Annotated in this window: 13 protein-coding genes and 2 pseudogenes; 12 read left to right on the top strand and 3 right to left on the bottom strand. The window is 70.6% G+C overall.

The window, feature by feature from the left end; genetic code table 11:
- Positions 1-83: 83 nt before the first annotated feature.
- Positions 84-1,802 (bottom strand): sensor histidine kinase, encoded by a 1,719-nt coding sequence (locus tag Sru02f_RS20125; RefSeq protein WP_109031355.1) that lies wholly within the window; start codon positions 1,800-1,802, stop codon positions 84-86.
- Between the two features lie 218 nt (positions 1,803-2,020).
- Between Sru02f_RS20125 and Sru02f_RS20120 the strand changes: the two genes are divergently transcribed.
- The 5 genes and pseudogenes from Sru02f_RS20120 to Sru02f_RS20100 form a co-directional block, all read left to right on the top strand.
- Positions 2,021-2,614 (top strand): LURP-one-related/scramblase family protein, encoded by a 594-nt coding sequence (locus tag Sru02f_RS20120; protein WP_109031354.1) that lies wholly within the window; start codon positions 2,021-2,023, stop codon positions 2,612-2,614.
- A 604-nt stretch (positions 2,615-3,218) separates the two neighbouring features.
- Positions 3,219-3,739, top strand: a pseudogene (locus Sru02f_RS20115) (pyridoxamine 5'-phosphate oxidase family protein).
- Positions 3,724-4,833 carry a serine hydrolase domain-containing protein gene (locus tag Sru02f_RS20110; protein WP_244941806.1) on the top strand — a complete coding sequence of 370 codons (1,110 nt, stop codon included), beginning with the start codon at positions 3,724-3,726 and terminating at the stop codon, positions 4,831-4,833. Before Sru02f_RS20115 ends, Sru02f_RS20110 begins: the two are co-directional and overlap by 16 nt.
- A gap of 388 nt (positions 4,834-5,221) precedes the next feature.
- A complete protein-coding gene (locus Sru02f_RS20105) occupies positions 5,222-5,938 on the top strand; it encodes an IS5 family transposase (RefSeq protein WP_244941831.1) in 717 nt (238 codons plus the stop codon).
- A gap of 387 nt (positions 5,939-6,325) precedes the next feature.
- Positions 6,326-6,915, top strand: a pseudogene (locus tag Sru02f_RS20100) (NAD(P)H-binding protein); the annotation flags it as partial.
- A gap of 37 nt (positions 6,916-6,952) precedes the next feature.
- On the opposite strand, the gene Sru02f_RS20095 reads toward Sru02f_RS20100, so the two are convergent.
- The gene (locus Sru02f_RS20095; protein WP_003977860.1) at positions 6,953-7,261 is read right to left on the bottom strand and encodes an ArsR/SmtB family transcription factor; all 309 of its coding nucleotides are present in this window, start codon (positions 7,259-7,261) and stop codon (positions 6,953-6,955) included.
- A 61-nt stretch (positions 7,262-7,322) separates the two neighbouring features.
- Here Sru02f_RS20095 and Sru02f_RS20090 point away from each other — a divergent pair, with 61 nt between their 5' ends.
- Together Sru02f_RS20090 and Sru02f_RS20085 are read left to right on the top strand one after the other, a co-directional pair.
- Entirely contained in the window at positions 7,323-8,342 is a 1,020-nt protein-coding gene (locus Sru02f_RS20090; protein WP_109031353.1) for a zinc-binding dehydrogenase, read from the top strand.
- A 57-nt stretch (positions 8,343-8,399) separates the two neighbouring features.
- The gene (locus Sru02f_RS20085; RefSeq protein WP_109031352.1) at positions 8,400-9,332 is read left to right on the top strand and encodes a quinone oxidoreductase family protein; all 933 of its coding nucleotides are present in this window, start codon (positions 8,400-8,402) and stop codon (positions 9,330-9,332) included.
- A 109-nt stretch (positions 9,333-9,441) separates the two neighbouring features.
- On the opposite strand, the gene Sru02f_RS20080 is transcribed toward Sru02f_RS20085, so the two are convergent.
- Positions 9,442-9,834: a winged helix-turn-helix transcriptional regulator gene (locus Sru02f_RS20080; protein ID WP_109031351.1), complete on the bottom strand. Its 393-nt coding sequence runs from the start codon at positions 9,832-9,834 to the stop codon at positions 9,442-9,444.
- Between the two features lie 119 nt (positions 9,835-9,953).
- Here Sru02f_RS20080 and Sru02f_RS20075 point away from each other — a divergent pair, with 119 nt between their 5' ends.
- The 5 genes from Sru02f_RS20075 (at position 9,954) to Sru02f_RS20055 (ending at position 17,527) form a co-directional block, all read left to right on the top strand.
- A complete protein-coding gene (locus Sru02f_RS20075) occupies positions 9,954-12,194 on the top strand; it encodes an LLM class flavin-dependent oxidoreductase (protein WP_109031350.1) in 2,241 nt (746 codons plus the stop codon).
- A complete protein-coding gene (locus Sru02f_RS20070; protein ID WP_109031349.1) occupies positions 12,191-13,093 on the top strand; it encodes an LLM class flavin-dependent oxidoreductase in 903 nt (300 codons plus the stop codon). Before Sru02f_RS20075 ends, Sru02f_RS20070 begins: the two co-directional genes overlap by 4 nt.
- Positions 13,093-13,980 carry an ATP-binding protein gene (locus Sru02f_RS20065; protein ID WP_373103495.1) on the top strand — a complete coding sequence of 296 codons (888 nt, stop codon included), beginning with the start codon at positions 13,093-13,095 and terminating at the stop codon, positions 13,978-13,980. Before Sru02f_RS20070 ends, Sru02f_RS20065 begins: the two co-directional genes overlap by 1 nt.
- Entirely contained in the window at positions 13,869-15,929 is a 2,061-nt protein-coding gene (locus Sru02f_RS20060) for a helix-turn-helix transcriptional regulator (RefSeq protein ID WP_373103733.1), read from the top strand. The genes Sru02f_RS20065 and Sru02f_RS20060 overlap by 112 nt, the downstream gene beginning before the upstream one ends.
- Positions 15,930-16,087: 158 nt before the next feature.
- A complete protein-coding gene (locus Sru02f_RS20055; protein WP_109031348.1) occupies positions 16,088-17,527 on the top strand; it encodes an aldehyde dehydrogenase family protein in 1,440 nt (479 codons plus the stop codon).
- The last annotated feature ends 11 nt before the right edge of the window (positions 17,528-17,538 follow it).

The raw sequence follows: 17,538 nt of genomic DNA, 5'->3' as shown, positions 1-17,538 counted from the left end.
CTGCGCGGGATCGGTGTGACAGGCGGACAACAGCCCACCTCATGATGCCCGATCCAGCCGGGAGCGTGGTCACAGACCTCGGGTCAGGGGCTGTACGGGTAGGACACTTTGGAGGTGAGCTTGCCGTCGCGGAAGCAGAATCGGTAGACGATGTCCTTCTCGTCGTCCACGAAGTGTTCGCAGGCCGCGTCATCGGGCAGCGCAGGCCCCTGCTTCTCCACGCCGTCGGTGAGCAACGAGCCGCCTTCCGGGAACTTCCCGCGCAGGTCCGCCTCGGCCTCGCCGACTCGAGCCGACTCGTACACTCTCGCCGGTATGGCCCCCTTCTCCAACTCGTCGATTCCTTTCGACACCCCCCACACCAGAAGGGCGCCGACGCCCACGACGAGGACCACGGCGGTGGCGGCGCATCCCAGGGCGGCGTTCTTCTTGCTGCTCATGATGGCGGTGAACTCCTTGTGCGGTACGGCGCGTTCGAGGACGCCACCACCATTTCCCGCCGAGGCCCCGCCGATCTGCCCTCGGAAGTCGTCGTCCGCAGCCACCGAAGTCGCGCCGTCCGGAGGGAACTGCCGCTCGTCACCGGCGTACGGCAGCACACCGGCGAGGCGGAAGCCCCCGCCGGGGGTGAGGCCGGTGTGCACCATGCCGCCGACCAGCCGGGCCCGCTCCCGCAGGCCCGTCAGCCCCTGTTGGCCGCTGATCGCGGGGAGTGCGGCCGGAACCCCGGTCGGTACTGGGCCGTTTGCCACCTCGACTACAAGGCTGTCCGGTTCGTAGCGCAGCGCGACCGTGATCGGGGCGCCCGACGCGTGCTTGTGTGCATTGGTCAGTCCCTCCTGAACGATGCGGTACGCCGCCCGGTCGACAGCGGGGGTGAGGGTCCGCTGGGCGCCGGAGCGGTGCAGTTCCACCGTCGCGCCCGCCGCCCGCGACGACGCGACCAGTCCTTCGACAGAAACCTCGGCACGGTCCGAGGAGGGCCCGGCTCCTTGCGAACCGGGCCCGGACATCTCCGCGTCGTTGCGCAGGATGCCCACGGCTTCGCGCAGCTCCATCATCGCCGATCTGGATGCCTCCCGCAGGACGCCCACACCTTCCCGCTGGCGGCCGTTGAGCTCCGGGTCCACCTCCAGCGCCCCCGTGTGCACGGCGATCAGGGCAAGTTGGTGGCCAAGGCTGTCGTGCATGTCCTGGGCGATGCGCTGCCGCTCCAGCAGCCGGGCCTGGCGCGCCACCATCGCCCGTTCGCGCACCAGTTGGGCGTTGTGCCGCCGCAGGGCGTCCAGCAGGGCGTGCCGCTGGGCACGGTACCGGGCGGCGAAACCGGGCACCACCGCCAGCACCAGGAACGGGCCCCCGGTCAGTGCGACGGTCACCAGCACCGACAGTCCGAGGTCTTCATCTGGTGCGCTGGCCACGCCGGCGACAAGGTGGAGCACGAAACCGGCCGTGAACGCGGCCAGTGCCCGCGCCGGGCGCTCGATGCGGCTGCCGGCGGACCATCCGGCGCAGACCAGCAGGACGAACGTACCGAGAAAGGTGCCGGCCAGGGCTGACGCGGCCAGCAGTACCGACGCCGGCAGGGCGCGACGCGCCAGGGACAGTACGGCGACGACCAGGGCCAGTGCCCCGCCCTGTACCAGGGAGCCGGTCTCCGCCGTGCGAAGGATGCCTGCGATCCCGGAGAGCACTGGCGTGAGCACGGCCTCGCCGATGATCCGCCGCCGGGGCCAGGGGGAGGCGGCGGCGAGACGGAGGCGGAACGACGGTCCGGTACGGGGAGTTTCTGCAGCATCCACGTGCAGACGATAGACGGCTGCCCTCTGACGCCCGCATCCTTCCTTCGGTGCGGTCGCGCGCGACGAAGGGCGTCCTCGATTCCAGTGATTCCTGCCCTCTTTGGTCGTTACGGGTGACGACTTATGGAGACTGCCGCAGGGCGGGCGGTCCGGTGACGATGGCTCGGCCGGACGCACTCAGCGGCGGCACAGGGAACGACGGCTTCGGGAGCGGAACAGTGGACAGTGCGGGACAGTGGACCGGCAGACGTTTCACCGTCCGGCAGGAGAACCGTCTCAAGGCCGGCCGTTACACCGTGAGCGAGCTGATGCCGGACGGCTCGGAGGGCGAGGTCCTGGCCTGCGCCGAGGTGAAGCGATTCTCGCTCAAGGAGAAGATCACCTTCCACACCGGCCTGTCCGGGACCCGCGTGCTGTTCACCATCGAGGAGCGCGGCCTTCGCGGCGCCGGTGATGGCTACGACGTGTGGGACGCGGAGGGCAACCTTGTCGGCGGTTTCGAGGAGAAGGACGTCGCCTCCCTGGTGCGTTCGACCTGGGTGCTGGACCAGCCCGGATTCCCGGCCGCCGTCGGCCGGGAGCGTAACCGGTTCGTGGCTGTGCTCCGCCGCGCCTGGGACTTCCTGCCGCTGGACCTGCCGTTCCTGTGGCCGTACCACTTCGACTTCGAGACGGGAGGCAAGCAGGTGCTGAAGGTGGACAGGAAGTGGGGTCTGCGGGACCGTTACGTGGTCGACATCCTCACCCCCGGAACGGACCCCCGCCTGGCCGTCGCCCAGGCCGTGGCCCTGGACACGTTCCAGGACCGTTGACCCGAAGAGACTGGCGCCGACGGCGGGCAGGTGGGCCATGTCGCCGGTGGGAAAGCTCCAGGCCCATGGCCGGATACCTCCGGACCGGCCTCGAACAGCCACGGGCCTCGGTATCCAGCCAGGATGCACATGTTCTCCAGTTCTGCGGGCGGCAGCGCATCCCACACTTCGTAGGACGACCAGTACGCGCCGGAGTAACGCCACTGCCCTTGCGCCGGTGAAAGGTTCGCCACGGAGCAGCGGCGCTCAGCACGTCCGACTGACGCGGGGCGAGCGCTTATCTGGTGCCGTCACTCGAATGGGCGTCGATGCTGAACAGTGGGTCTCATGCTGACTGCACAAGTGCAGTCGGGGTGCAATCAGCCCTGACAAGCCTTCCGCTTACCGTTCGGCAGGCTTGAACAGTCGAACATGATTCCTGTTCGGGCCTTGACCGCGAGCAAGTGGGTTACGCGGCAAACGGGCGCAGGCCGATGAGTTTCTCGGCGAGTTCAGGTCATCATCAAGACGGCACGTATCCCCTACCGGAGGGCATGATGGTTCGGCTTGCTGTCGCTGCTTCACCAGTGCCGGTTGGCTGACCATGCCTCATTGAGGATGTGACATGTTGGACAGCGAACCGGAAGCTGCGCTGGGACCGTTTTCGTCTCCGGACGCGCAAGCGACGCCGTGGGCATCGGCGTTGGCGGTCCTCGGTGAGGCGGAGGTGTTCTGGCTTTCCACGGTGCGGCCGGACGGGCGACCACACGTGACGCCACTGTTGGCGGCTTGGAGTCTGGGTGGCATGTGCTTTACCACGGGTGGTCAGGAGCGCAAGGCGCGAAACCTTGAGCATAATCCCCGCTGTGCGCTGACGACTGGCACGAATGCCTTGACCGGTGTGGACGTCGTCATCGAAGGTGTCGCATCCGTGGTGGATGAGCGCTCCGAGCGTGAACAGGCTGCCGCGGACTTCGAGCGGAAGTACGGCACGCATCTGACCAGCCCCGAGGGTTCCTGGTATCGGTTCGGCGAGTCCGTCATCGCCGGCGACATCAGGCTGTATCGCTCGCGCCGACGGTCGGATTCGCTTTCGGCAAGCTACCGACATCCAGCCAGACTCGCTACACGTGGCCGAGCCGGTGACGATGATGCCCTCACTGCAGCAAAAGACCCAAAGCGTCCTCGACGAACTCGTTGATACCGGAGCCGAAACCGGCTTGCAGGTTGCCGTTTACCACCACGGTGTTCTTGTTGTCGACGCCGTCGCCGGCGTCGCCGACGGCCAGACCGGGCGCAGGGCGACCGCAGAGACCCTGTTCTTCGGCTTCTCTGCCGGCAAGGTCATGACGTCGCTGATCGCTCACCTGCTCGTCAGGACCGGTGCTGTCGGATACGACACACCAGTGGTCGACCTGTGGCCGGAGTTCGGTGCCCACGGCAAGGCGTCCGCGACTCTTCGGCACGTGCTGACACACTCGGTCGGCGTGCCGGCCATGCCTCGCGACATCGGCCCTGCCGACCTGACTGACTGGTCGCGGGTCTGCACCGCGATCGCCGACGCCGAACCGCGGTGGCGGCCCGGGACCGAGACGGGGTACCACTCGTTCACCTTCGGCTTCCTCGTCGGCGAGGTCGCACGCCGGGCCACAGGCAAACCGATGCGGCAACTCTTGCACGAGTGGGTCACCGTGCCCCTGGGCGTCGACGGTGACCTGTACTTCGGTGTGCCCCGAACCGACCTGGCCCGGCTGGCACGACTGGAAGACGCCGCACCGCGCCCTGTCGCCCCACCTGGCGGCGATGCCATCCTCGCGCCTTGGGAACTGCAACCGACCGCGGCCATGGGCAACAGCCGGGAGATCCTGCAAGCGGACATCCCGTCGGTCGGCACCTTCACCGCGCGGGCAATCGCTGCCATGAATGCCGCGGTCCTCGACGGTCGGCTCATTGACTCGCACCAGCTTGAGGAGTTGACGGCGGTGGCCTTCGAAGGCACCGATCAAGTCTTCGGCAACCATGCGCGGCTGGCCTTGGGCTATCCGCTCGGCCGCATCGGTACTCGGGCGGACGAGACAGCCACCACGTTCGGCTGGGTCGGTGGTGGCGGCAGCTACGTCTATGCAGACACCGCCACCGGCACCTCCTTCGCTATGACCAAGACCCGTCTCACCCCCGACTTCAACACCGCACAACGACTCGCAGACCTGACCACAGCCGAGATCAACCCACATGCTTGAGTAACGACACTGCGAAGCCCCCCGCTTACCGTTCGACAGACTTGATCAGTCGAACATGGTTCCTGTTCGGGTGATCTCTGGGCAGCCTGGGCATAACGGCAGGGCCTCCTGGTAGCTCGGGGTTGAGATCCCAACCGAGCAGCACCAGGAGGCCCCCTGTGCCGCAGTCTTTCGTGCTTGCGTTCGCGGAATCCAACGCGCCGTCACCAGCGTGTGACTGCCTCGCGCACAGGTTCGGCAACGCGGCGGACGGCCCGCAGCGTGTCCGGTGTTTCCGCTCCGACCTGACGGAGGCGGAGTGGCAGTTCGTCCGGCCGTTGCTGCCGGTGCCTGCTTGGCTTCAGGGGCGGGGCGGGGCGGGCGGCCAGAGGGCTACTGCCACCGCGTGATGCTCGATGCTGTCCGCTACGTCGTGGACAACGGAGTTAAGTGGGCCAACCTGCCTGCGGACTTCCCGCCGTATCGGCGGGTGCACGCCTTCGCCCGCCGCTGGCAGGCCACCGGCCTGCTTGCCGAGCTCGACGACCGGCTGCGCGTCAAGGTCCGCCAGAGGGAGGACCGCTCGCTGGACCCGACGGCCGCGATCGTGGAATCGCAGTCGGTGCGGGCGGCAGCGGATATCCCGCGCTCCACGTCCGGCTGGGGCGGCGGGAAGAAGGTGGGAGGTCGCAAGCGGCACCTGGTGGTGGACTGTCTCGGCCTGGTTCTGGCGGTCGCGGTCACCGCGGTGAGCGTGCAGGACCGCGACGCGGGGGTGGCGCTGCTGGAGCGACTACGCGCGATGTACTTCTCCATCCGCCTGGTCTGGGCGGACGGCGGCTATGCGGGCCGACTGGTGGACTGGGCGACCGAAAAGTGCCGGCGCACCCTTCAGATCGTCAAACGCTGTGACGAGACGGCGGGATTCGTGGTGCTGCCGCGCCGGTGGGTGGTGGAGAGAACGCTGAGCTGGCTGATGCGTTCGCGTCGTCTGGTGCGTGACTACGAGACGCTGCCCGCCATGCACGAGGCCATGGTGCTGTGGTCCATGACCATGCTCATGAGCTGCCGCCTGGCCGGACGCCACCCCAGCGGCTTCAGCCGGTCGGCGCCGCGAGCGCGCTGAACACCCCCGGCCGCACCTGCAGGATCCAACCCCGTTCCACCAGGCGTTTCGCCTTCGACCGCAGCCCCTCGACCTTCGCCGGCACTGCTTCCAGGCCCAGGGCCACGGCCAACTGCTGACACCGCAGCCAGGCCGCTACCTCGCCGCTGTCACCCAGGCCAGCACGCTCATCTGGCTCGAGACGTGATCGACAAGACGCTACCCAGTGCTTTGACCGCCAAGGTTCGCGGGGTTGGCGGTCGCGACGGTTGGATGTGCGGTGACGTCCATTCGATCGCTGGAGGCGCGGTGGCTGAGCCTGTCGTGTACGCAGACTGATCGACCAGGAGGGGCAGAAGCTGCAGCAGATCGTGTGCCGGGGCAGCACGAGTTCGGTGCATCGGCGAAGAAGCCGCCGGCAGCGGGTCCGCCGCATCGTCCTGCTCTCCACGCTCGGCGTGGTGACCAGGCCCTTCGGGGCGACGCGGATCGCGATGCGGGAGCTGGAGGACACGGTGCGGGAATCCGGCCTGGAATGGGCCGTGCTGCGGCCCGGCGGCTTCGCCTCCAACGCCCTGTGGTGGGCCGAGTCCGTCCGGGAGCGGCGGGTCGTCGCCGCGCCCTTCGGCGATGTCGGAGTGCCGGTCGTCGACCCCGCGGACATCGCCGCGGTGGCGGCGGCCTGTCTCCTGGAGGACCGGCACACCGGCGGCGCGTACGAGCTGACCGGCCCGGAGGTGATCACTCCGTGCGGGCAGACAGAGGCCGTCGCCGCCGCGCTGGGCTCACCCGTGGCCTTCCACGAGCTGACCCGCGACGAGGCCAGGGCCGCCATGGCACGGAGCATGCCGGCGGAGCTGGCCGACGACACCCTGGGCATCCTCGGCAACCCGAGCCCGGCCGAACAGCGCGTCAGCCCGGACGTCGAGCGGGTCCTCGGCCGCGCCCCGCGCCCCTTCGCCGACTGGGCCGCCCGCAACGTCACCGCGTTCCGCTGAGACCGGCCGCACCGGGGCGCCGTACCGGGGTCAGGCGCTAGAACACGTCGCGCAGGGTCTCCAAGAGGCGGGCGATGTTCGCCTCGTCGCGGCGGTAGTAGGTCCACTTGCCGCGTCGGGTGGCGACCACCAGCCCTGCCTGCCGCAGCATGGTGAGGTACTGGGAGGTGGTGGACTGTCCCAGGCCCATGCGCCGCTGGATGTCGGTCACGCAGACGCCGATCTCGACGTCCTCGGCCTTCTGGCCGGGGAAGCTCATGGGGTCCTTGAGCCACACCAGCATCTGGCGGCGGGCGGGGTTGGACAGGGCCCGGAATACGGACAGCAACTGCTCTTCCGAGAACACGGCGTGATCATAACCCATTCTCATATTGACGATTCGCGATACGACGATTTATCTTCGCCGTATGTCCTCTTCGATGCGTGTGATGGAACTCGTCCGTTTCGGTGGTGCGGACACCGCGTTCGCGGCACGGGAACGGCCCATGCCCAGCCCTGGGCCCGGCCAGCTGCTGGTGAAGGTCATGGCCACCTCCGTGAATCCCCTGGACCTGCAGACCCGCCGCGGCGACTACCGCGACCAGGTGGCGCTGCCGGCGGTGATCGGCAACGACGTGTCCGGCGTGGTGGTCGAGACCGGCACGGGGGCGGGCGACTACCGGCCGGGCGACGAGGTCTGGTACTTGGCGCCGGTGTTCACCGGTCAGGGGACCTATGCCGAGTTCCACGTGGTCGACCAGGCCCTGGTCGCCCGCAAGCCCTCCCGCTTGTCGCATGTCGAGGCCGCCGGTCTCGCTCTCGTGGGGGTTACGGCGTGGGAGGCGCTGGTCGAACGGGCCGGAGTGCGGACCGGGGAGCGGGTCCTGGTGCACGGCGGCGCGGGCGGGGTCGGTTCGGTCGCCATCCAGGTCGCACGTGCGCTGGGGGCCGAGGTGGTCACCACCGCGCGGGCGAGGGATCACGACTTCGTCACCCGGCTGGGAGCGGACGTTTCGATCGACTTCTCGGCCGGTGACTATGTGCCGCAGGTGCAGGCCCTGGGCGGGGTGGACGTCGTGTTGGACACGGTGGGCCAGGACACCCTCACCCGCAGTCCGCTGGCTCTGGCCGACCGAGGCCGCGTGGTGTCGATCGTGGACATCCCCGAGCCGCAGAACCTCCTCGCCGCTTGGGGCGTGAACGCGACCTACCATTTCCTCTTCGTCAGTCCCGGCCGGGCAAAACTCGAGGCCCTCGGCCGCCTGGTCGACCAGGGCGAACTCCGGCCGGTGATCGGCGCCGTGCTGCCGCTGGCCGACGTCGCCCACGCCCACAGTCTCTTGGAAGGCGGCTCCGCCGACGAAGGACGCCAACGCCCGCGCGGCAAGATCGCTCTCGCCGTGCGTCCCGTGGACGAGACCCCGCACGCGGCGGCGGCCCGGACCTGAGGAATGGGGCGCCTCGCGCACCCGTTGTCCTCTCATATGAGCGAAACAACTGCGGTAGTGGCGGGCGCGTATGGGGGTCCCGAGGTCCTGTCGGTGATCGATGTCGCCGTCCCGGAGCCGAGGCCGAACGAGGTACGGATCACGGTCCGCGCGGCCGGCGTCAATCCCTTCGACTACAAGTCGTACAGCGGCGCCTTCGGTGTCGATCCGGAGAGACTGCCGGTGCGGCTCGGTGTCGAGGCGGCGGGCGTGGTGACAGCGGTCGGTGCCGACGCGATCGGCCCCGCGGGCCCGATCGCGGTGGGTGACGAAGTGATCACCTACACCGCGCCGGGTGCCTACGCCGCCGAAATCGTCGTGCCAGCCTCGTCCGTGGTGCCGAAGCCCGTCGCCCTGTCCTGGGAGCAGGCCGGCGGGCTGCTGGCCGCCGGGGTCACCGCCGTACACGCGCTTGAGGCGGTCGGCCTTGGCAAGGGCGAGACGGTGCTGATCCACGGTGCCGCGGGAGGCGTCGGCCTCGTGGCCGTGCAGCTCGCGGTGGCACGCGGCGCGACGGTAGTGGCCACGGCGAGCCGGGCCAAGCACGACCTCCTGCGAGAGCTGGGAGCGATCCCGGTCGTGTACGGGCCGGGGCTGGCGGACAGGGTGCGCGCGGTGGCGCCGGAGGGCGTGCACGCGGCCGCCGATCTCGTGGGCACCGAGGAGGCGGTGGCCGTCTCCGTGGAGCTCGTGCCGGACCGCCTGCGTATCGCCACCATCGCGGGCCACGAGCGCGGGGCTCGCGCGGGAATCAAGCTCCTGGGTGGTGTGCCGGGCGCGGATCCCGGCACCGAGGTCCGGGAAGCCGCCCGACTGCAGCTCACGGAGGCCGCGACAGCAGGCCGCCTGCGCATTGTGATCGCGGACAGCCACCCCCTGCGCGAGGCCGCCACCGCCCACCGCGAGATCATGGCCGGCCACACCACGGGAAAGATCGTCCTGGTCCCGTAACCCGTTCCTGTCCCCGCATTGCTGAAGCCACACCGCGAGCGGCCGCCAGCGCGACCACCGGTCCCGGTACGCGACGGATCGAGTGCGTGGGCGGCCTGCGACCAGTTCGTCAGGTGTCCATGTCCTGGTTCCTGGCGCTCCATTCGATCAGCGGATGCAGGACGCGCATCAGGCTGGCGCCTTGTTCGGTGGGCCGGTACGTGATCTGGACCGGCGTCGTCGGTACCACGAGCCGCTCAATGAGTCGGTGGCCCTCGAGCTCACGCAGACGCTGGGACAGAAGTTGGTTCGAGATTCCGGGGATCCGCGCTCGGTAGTCGACGAATCGGCGCGCGCCCCGCATCGCCGCCAGGAGCACCGCGGCGCTCCACTTCTTGCCCACGATCTCGACCGAGCGCTGAAAACTGCGGCACACGTCGTCGTCGATGTGTTCGTAGCCTGCTTCCGGGCGGCTCTGGCCCGCAGTGGCGGAGGAATCATCGGGCTGTCGAGGACCGGTCATACGGTCACGATACTGGAGCGTGTCACTTTTGATGACCTGGTCATGTCCCGCTTGTCGCCTGTGATCATCGCCGTGCAGCCTTGGCCCATGAACGCACACTCGGCCTGTCACCACGCGCTATGAACTACGGGCACGCGCTGAGATTCGGGCTGCACCTGCCCTCCGACGCCGACTGCGGACCCGGCCGGTTGGTCGAAGTGGCGGGCCTGGCCGAGCAGTGGGGGCTGGACTTGCTGGTCGTCCCGGCCGGAACCGCCGGCGACGATCTCGAACCCTCGACTGTGGCGGCCTGGATCGCCGCGGCGACGGTCTCTCTCGGACTGGTGCTGGAGGCACGCCCCGACACCCTCCATCCGGCGATGCTCGCGCGAGCCGTCGCGGGCCTGGACCGGCTCACCGAAGGCAGGGTCGAACTGGCTTTCCGGGCGGGCCCGTCAGCCGCCGCGTCCGGGACAGCCGATTCGGTCGCGGCACTGGGTGAGGCGATCGCCGTCGTCCGCGAGCTCTGGAATGTCCTCGACCGTGGCCTCGGCCGGTTCACCGGCCGCTTCCACCGTCTCGCGGGAGCTGAGAAGGCCGCGCCCGCGCACGACGTGCCGATCTCCGTGGACGGCCAGGACCAAGACCTGCTCCGGCTGGTCGGGCTGCGGGCTGACGAGTGGTCGACGGGGTGCGACGCCGCCACGCTGACGCAGGGCAACCGCGCAGTCGACGAGGCGGCGCGAGGGGCAGGCCGCGATCCCCGCGAGATCCGCAGACGGGTCACGATCCGCGGTGGCTTCGGCGAGCGGACAGGCAGGTTCACCGGGACCGCCGCGGACTGGGTGAACGACCTGCTGCCACTCGTCGTCGAGCACGGGGTGGGCACCATCGTGCTGGACACCGTGGAGCGAGACGTCGCGGCAGGCTTCGCGAGCGAGGTCGCCCCGGCCCTGCGGGCGGCCGTGGACGCGGTGCTTTTGCGCGGATGGTCGGGCGCGCGGGTCCGGCGGTCCGCCGTGCGCGCCAGGCGCCGACCGGGGATCGACTACGAGGGCGCTCCGCCGGAGATGGCCGAGGTCGTCGAGCCCGGTGATCCGGCCTACGCCCGACTGCGGTCCGGATACCTGCGCGGTGGTGCGCCCGGCATCATCCTGCGGGCGGCGACGAACGAGCAGGTGACCCAGGCGCTCGCGTTCGCCCGCCGGCATCCCGGCGTGGCCCTGTCTCGGCGAAGCGCCGGACACGGGGTCTCCGGCCGCTCCACCAATGACGGCGGGATCGTCATCGACGTGTCACTGATGAATGCGATCGAGGTGCTCGACAGGAAGACACGCCGGGTGCGCATCGGCCCGGGTGCGCGCTGGGCCGAGGTGGCGGCCGCACTGGAGCCCTACGGCTGGGCGTTGAGTTCGGGCGACTACGGGGGCGTCGGGGTGGGCGGCCTCGCCACGGCGGGGGGCATCGGGTACCTCGCGCGCGGGCACGGACTGACCATCGACCGCCTGCGGGCCGTGGAGATGGTGCTCGCGGACGGCTCCGTCGTGCGGGCCGACGATGCGGAGAACCCCGATCTCTTCTGGGCCGTGCGAGGGGCGGGCGCGAACTTCGGGATCGTCACTGCCTTCGAGTTCGAGGCCGACGACGTGGGCGCGGTCGCCTTCGCCCGGCTCACCCAGGACGCGAGCGACCTCGAGCGCTACCTCGTCGAGTGGGGCCGGGCGGTGGAGGACTCACCGCGGGACCTCACCAGCTTCCTCATCGTGCCGCCCCCGCGCGGCGGACGTCCGGCGCTCGCGGTGAGCCACACCATGGTCGACTCCTCGGACCCGGAGACCGTGCGCGCCCGGCTGAAGCCACTGGCCGCGATCTCCGCGATCTATGCCCAGGACATCGTCATCACCTCCTACGCGGCCGTGATGGACAACGCGAGCGACGACCCACCGGTCTCCCAGGGTGAACCGGTCTCACGCAGCGGACTGCTCCGGCACGTGACCCCGCAGTTCGCTGCGGCGGCGGCTCAGATGATCCGCAGCGGCGCGATCGGATGGTTCCAGCTCCGCTCGGTCGGGGGCGCCGTCGCCGATGTCCCCGCGGACGCCACGGCCTACGCCCACCGCGACGCGAACTTCTCGCTGGTGGTGATGGGCGGTGACGACGAGGTGGTCGACCTGGCCTGGGCCCGGCTGAGCCCTTTCCTCGACGGCCTCTACATCAGCTTCGAGTCCAGCCTCCGGCCCGAGCGGATCACCGCGGCATGGCCCCCACGGACCCTCACGCGTCTGCGTGAGCTGAAGAGCGTCTACGACCCCGAGGGCGTGTTCGGCGACAACTTCGCCCTCACACCCGCCGCGAACCACCCCGGAGGAAGCACCCCATGAGCGACTACGGCCACGAACTGTGGTTCGGCAGCTTCATCACCCCCACCGCCCACCCGCCTCAGGCGCCGGTCGAGCTGGCCCAGACCTCCGAGAGGGCCGGCCTCGACCTGGTCAGCTTCCAGGACCACCCCTACCAGTCGGCGTTCCAGGACACCTGGACCCTGATGTCGTACGTCGCCGCACGCACCGAACGGATCCGGATCAGCGGCAACGTGCTGAGCCTTCCGCTGCGGCCCCCGGCCGTGCTGGCCCGCGCCGCCGCGAGCCTGGACCGGCTGACCGGCGGGCGAGTCGAACTGGGCATCGGCGCGGGCGCGTTCTGGGACGGCATCGTCGCGATGGGAGGCCGCCGGCTCGAACCGGCCCAGGCCGTGCGGGCGGTGGAGGAGGCCGTGGGCGTGATCCGGGGGCTGTGGGCCACCGACGAGACCGGTCCCCTCCGTGTCACCGGGGAGTTCTACACCGTGAACGGCGCCAAGCGCGGCCCGGCACCCGCCCATCGCATCCCGATCCGCATCGGTGCCTACAAGCCGCGCATGCTCCGGCTGACGGGCAGGATCGCCGACGGTTGGCTGCCCTCCCTGGGTTTCCTGCCCGAGGGCCCGGCATCGCTGCGCGCGATGAACGAGCAGATCGACGAGGCCGCCTCCGCCGCCGGTCGGGAGCCCGCGGCGGTCAGCCGCCTGCTCAACCTGAGCGGCCGATTCACGTCCGGCGCCGGCGGCGGCCTGTTGCAGGGGACTCCCGGCGACTGGGCCGAACAAATCGCCGACCTCGCCCTGCAGTACGGCGTGTCCGGGTTCATCCTCGCCTCGGACGATCCTGCCGACCTGAACCTCTTCGGTCACGAGGTCGCGCCGCGCGCCCGCGAACTCGTCCAGTCCGAACGCGTGACGTGATGCGGTGCGCGCGTGGCGGGCCCGGTGACCAAGCTGCGACAGGGGCAGCGCCGACGGAGCTGTTCGGACGCCGCGAGGAGACCGCGGTTCTCGACGGGCTGCTTACGCAGGCCCGCGGCGGGAGCGGTGGCGCGCTCGTGGTGTGGGGCGAGCCGGGTATCGGCAAGTCAGCTCTGCTTCGCCACGTGCATGGCCAGGCCGCGGGCTTCGTCCGGCTGAGCCACTCGGCCACCCGGCCCGAGTCGGACCTGGCTTTCGCGGGGCTGCACGGGCTGCTGCGACCGCTGGCCGATCGTGTCGAGCTGCTGGCGACGGCCCAGGCCGCCGCTGTGCGTACGGCGCTCGGGCTGAGCGGTGAGCCGACGGACCGCCTGGTGGTCGGGGCGGCCGTGCTGTCGCTGCTCCGCGGACTCGCCGAGCGGCAGCCCGTGCTCGTCGTGGTGGACGACGGGCAGTGGCTCGACGAGGCCACCGCGCTGTGCCTGGGGTTCGTCGCCCGACGCGTGGGAGCGCATCCCGTGGTCGTCGTGCTCGCCGATCACAGCGATCCGGCCGCCCGGCCCTGGGAAGGCGTGGCCGACGTGCGGGTCGACGGCCTGAGCGACGAGAGCGCGCAGCAGCTTGTGGCGGCCGTGGCGCCGCTCACCGACGAGGCGACGAGGCGACGAGGCGACGAGGCGACGAGGCGACGAGGCGACGAGGCGACGAGGCGACGAGGCGACGAGGCGGAGCATGGTCCGGGAGGCCGGGGGGCAACCCCTTGGCGCTGCACGAACTGGCCACGCTCGGGGGCGACCTCGACGACGCCGAGCATCGCCGGAAGCGAGGACGACCGCCCGTCGGGCCGTGCCTGCAGCGGGCTTTCCGTGCCAGGATCGAGGCCCTGAGCCCTCCGGCGCAGTTGCTGACCGTGCTCGCGGCGGCCGAGGAGCACGGCGACCGGCTCACGGTGCAGCGGGCCGGACGTGCGTCGGGTGCCGGTGACGCCGTCTGGGAGGAAGTGACCAACGCGGGCCTGCTCCACGTGGCGGGCAACCGCGTCGGTTTCCGGCACCCGGTCGTGAGCAGAGCCGTCTACGAGGGCTGCGGTGCCGCGACGAGGCGCCGGGCTCACCGCGCCCTGGCCGCCACGATGCCGGACGAGGCGGAGGAGCGCGCATGGCATCTCGCCGCCCTGGTCCACGGACGCGATGAGGACGTCGCGCGGCTCCTCGAACGGACCGCCGTCCGCTCCCGGCTCCGCGGGGCCACGAACACGGCGGCACGGGCGTGGTGGCGGGCCGCCGAACTGTCGGCCGTACCGATCGACGCCTCACAACGCCTTGCCGAGGCGGCCAGGGCTTCCTGGGACGCCGGGTGGGCAGCCACGGCGCAGCGCCTGCTCGATGACGCGGAACGGCTGGCCCCCGGTGCTCACGTCGCCCGGCGGAGCCGGGGCCTGCGGGGGATCATGGAGTTCGCCCGGGGCATGCCCGAGATGGCGCACCACTTCCTGATCACCGACATGAAGCGCGTCCCGGAACCGGGAACGGCGCTGGAACTGGGCACGCTGGCCATGCGCGCCGCCTGGTCCGTCGGACGCGGCGACCTGCGGGACAGAGCGCTGGAGCTGCTGCTCGAAGACGACGTCGCGGGCCGGACCGGATTACCCGGCACGCTTGCCTGGTGGAGCGACGACGTGTCCGCCGACGCGGCGCCGGCGGACATCCCCGACCTCGGTGATGCCGCCGCGCGGGTCCGTACGACCATCCTGCCGTTGCTGCCGCCGACACCCCTCGCCCTGGCCTGGGGGATCGACGAGCCGATGGCGGATGCGCTGCGCCGCCGGTTGCCGCGCCTGCGGCGGCGCAGCGAGCGCGCTCGGCTCGCCGCCGCCCTGGCCCAGACCGCGATGCTGGACAACGCTGCCGGCCGCTGGCCGCAAGCGGAGTCCTCGGCCGCGGAGGGACTGCGGCTGGCCCAGGACCTAGGTGCCGACCACATCGCCTCCCACTGCCGCACCAGCCTGGGCTGGCTCGCCGCGGCGCGTGGTGACGAACGCGCCGTCGCGGAGGCCACCGCCAGGACTCTGGAGACGTCACTCCCGCAGGGCGTCCGCGCGCTGAGCGCCGCCGCGTACTGGAACCGCGGCATGGCCTCGCTGTTTCGCGAGCGCCCCGAGGAAGCACTGGACATCCTGGTGCGCCTGACCGAGCCGGGCCATGGCGCGGAACACCCGACCTTCGCGCTCCTGACCGCTCTCGACACGGCCGAGGCGGCCGTGCGCGTCGGCAGGAGCGACCTCGCGGACGAACGGGTACGGGTGCTCGAAGCCTGGGCGCGACACACGGGAGCGCCGTGGGCCCGCTGTGCCGCGCACGTCACGCGCGGGCTCCTCGGCGGCGCCCGGGCCGAGGGTGCCTTCCGGGCCGCACTCGACGTGCCGGGTGCCCGATCCCATGCGCTGCTCTACGCGCGCGCTCAGTTGTCCTACGGCGAGTGGTTGCGACGGGGCCGCCGGCGGACCGATGCGCGCGTCCGGATCGGCGCTGCCTTGGAGGCGTTCGAGCGGCTCGGTGCCGAGCCGCTGCGCCAACGCGCGCAGCGCGAGCAGGACCTCACCGGAGCGCCGGGCCGCCGGGGAAGCTCGGACACCAGGGCGATGAACCAGCTCACCGCCCAGGAACAGCGAGTCGCCGAACTGGCCGCCGAACAGCTGACGAATCGCGAGATCGGCGTACAGCTGCGGATCAGCCACCGCACCGTGGGCCACCACCTCGGGAACGTGTTCGCCAAGCTCGGCATCAACACCCGAACCGAGCTGAGCCACCTTCACGCCGGTTGTGAGCCACCGTGAGCACAGGGAGGCCGCGGCGGAGCGGGCGCGCGACGCCTCCGGCGGAAGTGACGGATTGCCCGCCCGATTCGCTCACCGGCCCTCATTTGTAGCGTCGCTGACGTTGTCCCGCGTACCCGCGGCGAAACGCCGTGCGACGCATGACGAGAGGTCACCTCATGCCCAAGTCCGAAACCCTGCCGCACGCGCGCCACTACATCGACGGGCAGTGGCAGGACTCCGGCTCCCGCGGCGAGTCCCGCAGCCCCGCGACGAACGGCCTGCTCGGCACCTTCGCCGACGGCGGTGCGCGGGAGGCGAGGGCCGCCGTGGCCGCGGCCCGAAGGGCCTTCAACACCACCGCCTGGTCCCGCGACCGTCACCGGCGTGCGGCAGCGCTGCACGAACTGGCCGACCGGCTCGAGCAGCGCAAGGACGAACTGATCACCCTCCTGGCGCGGGAGAACGGGAAGGTGCTTTCCGAGGCGGCCATCGAAGTCGAAGGCACCATCCCCAAGCTCCGCTACCACGCGGCGCTGGCCCTCACCGACCACGGCAGGGCCGGCGAAGTACGGCCCGGCATGTACTCGATGACCCTGCGCGAAGCGGCGGGCGTCGCCGCGGTGATCGTGCCGTGGAACTCACCGGTCATCCTCTCGGCGCGTTCCTTCGCACCCGCCCTGGCGGCCGGCTGCACCGTGGTCATGAAGATGCCGGCGCAGACCGGCCTGGTCAACGGAGTGCTGAGCGAGATCATCGCCGACACGCCGAGCCTGGACCCGGGCGTGTTCAACGTCTTCACCGAGAGCGGCAACGCCGGGGCTCCGGAGCTGGTCTCCTCCCCGGACGTCGACGTGCTCAGCTACACCGGCTCCACCGCGGTCGGCCGCGTGATCATGGAACAGGCCGCCCCGACGCTGAAAACGCTGTCCATGGAGCTGGGCGGAAAGACGCCGATGCTCGTCTTCGACGACGCCGACCTGGACGCCGTCGTGCCCGTGCTCACCAAGGCCGTCACCATGTTCGCGGGCCAGTTCTGCATGACGGGCAGCCGGATACTGGTCCAGAGCGGCGTGGCCGACGAACTCCGGCGGCGGCTCGTCGCCGCCCTCGAGACGGTCCGGGTCGGGCCCGGCGACGACCCCGCCAGCGAGATGGGCGCCATGATCGACGAAGGAAACGCCCAACGGGTCGAACAGACCGTGGCCGCCGCGGCCGACTACGCCACCGTCCTCGTGCGGGGCAAGCGGGACCGGGCGCTCCTCGGCCCGTCCCTGATCGAGGTCGCCGACGTGTCCTCGCCGATCGTGCAGCGCGAAGTGTTCGGTCCGGTCGCCACCTTCGAGGTGTTCGACTCCGAGGCCGACGCCGTCGCGCGTGCCAACGCCACCGAGTTCGGCCTGGCCGCGAGCATCTGGACCCGTGATGTCGACCGCCCCCTGCGCGTCGGCCGCGAACTGCAGACCGGGACCGTCTGGACCAACACCTGGGCCATGATCCACGACCAGTTCGAGGAGGGCGGCTTCAAGCAGTCGGGAGTGGGCCGCCTGAACGGCATCCGCGGGATCGAGGAATTCCAGGAGACCAAGCACCTCGTGCATGTGGCACCGCAGCTCTGACAGCTCTCGAC

The sequence above is a fragment of the Streptomyces rubrogriseus genome (assembly GCF_027947575.1).
Taxonomy (GTDB): Bacteria; Actinomycetota; Actinomycetes; order Streptomycetales; family Streptomycetaceae; genus Streptomyces; species Streptomyces rubrogriseus.
The sequence above is the reverse complement of the archived record's forward strand: the minus strand, read 5'-3'. Positions and strand labels throughout refer to the sequence as shown.

What these genes read in the sequence shown, in the direction of transcription:
- Sru02f_RS20070 (WP_109031349.1), top strand. Translation starts at nt 12,191, where the DNA reads ATGAGCGACTACGGCCACGAACTGTGGTTCGGCAGCTTCATCACCCCC.
- Sru02f_RS20080 (WP_109031351.1), bottom strand. Translation starts at nt 9,834, where the DNA reads ATGACCGGTCCTCGACAGCCCGATGATTCCTCCGCCACTGCGGGCCAG.
- Sru02f_RS20105 (WP_244941831.1), top strand. Translation starts at nt 5,222, where the DNA reads ATGCTCGATGCTGTCCGCTACGTCGTGGACAACGGAGTTAAGTGGGCC.
- Sru02f_RS20065 (WP_373103495.1), top strand. Translation starts at nt 13,093, where the DNA reads ATGCGGTGCGCGCGTGGCGGGCCCGGTGACCAAGCTGCGACAGGGGCA.
- Sru02f_RS20090 (WP_109031353.1), top strand. Translation starts at nt 7,323, where the DNA reads ATGTCCTCTTCGATGCGTGTGATGGAACTCGTCCGTTTCGGTGGTGCG.
- Sru02f_RS20075 (WP_109031350.1), top strand. Translation starts at nt 9,954, where the DNA reads ATGAACTACGGGCACGCGCTGAGATTCGGGCTGCACCTGCCCTCCGAC.
- Sru02f_RS20055 (WP_109031348.1), top strand. Translation starts at nt 16,088, where the DNA reads ATGCCCAAGTCCGAAACCCTGCCGCACGCGCGCCACTACATCGACGGG.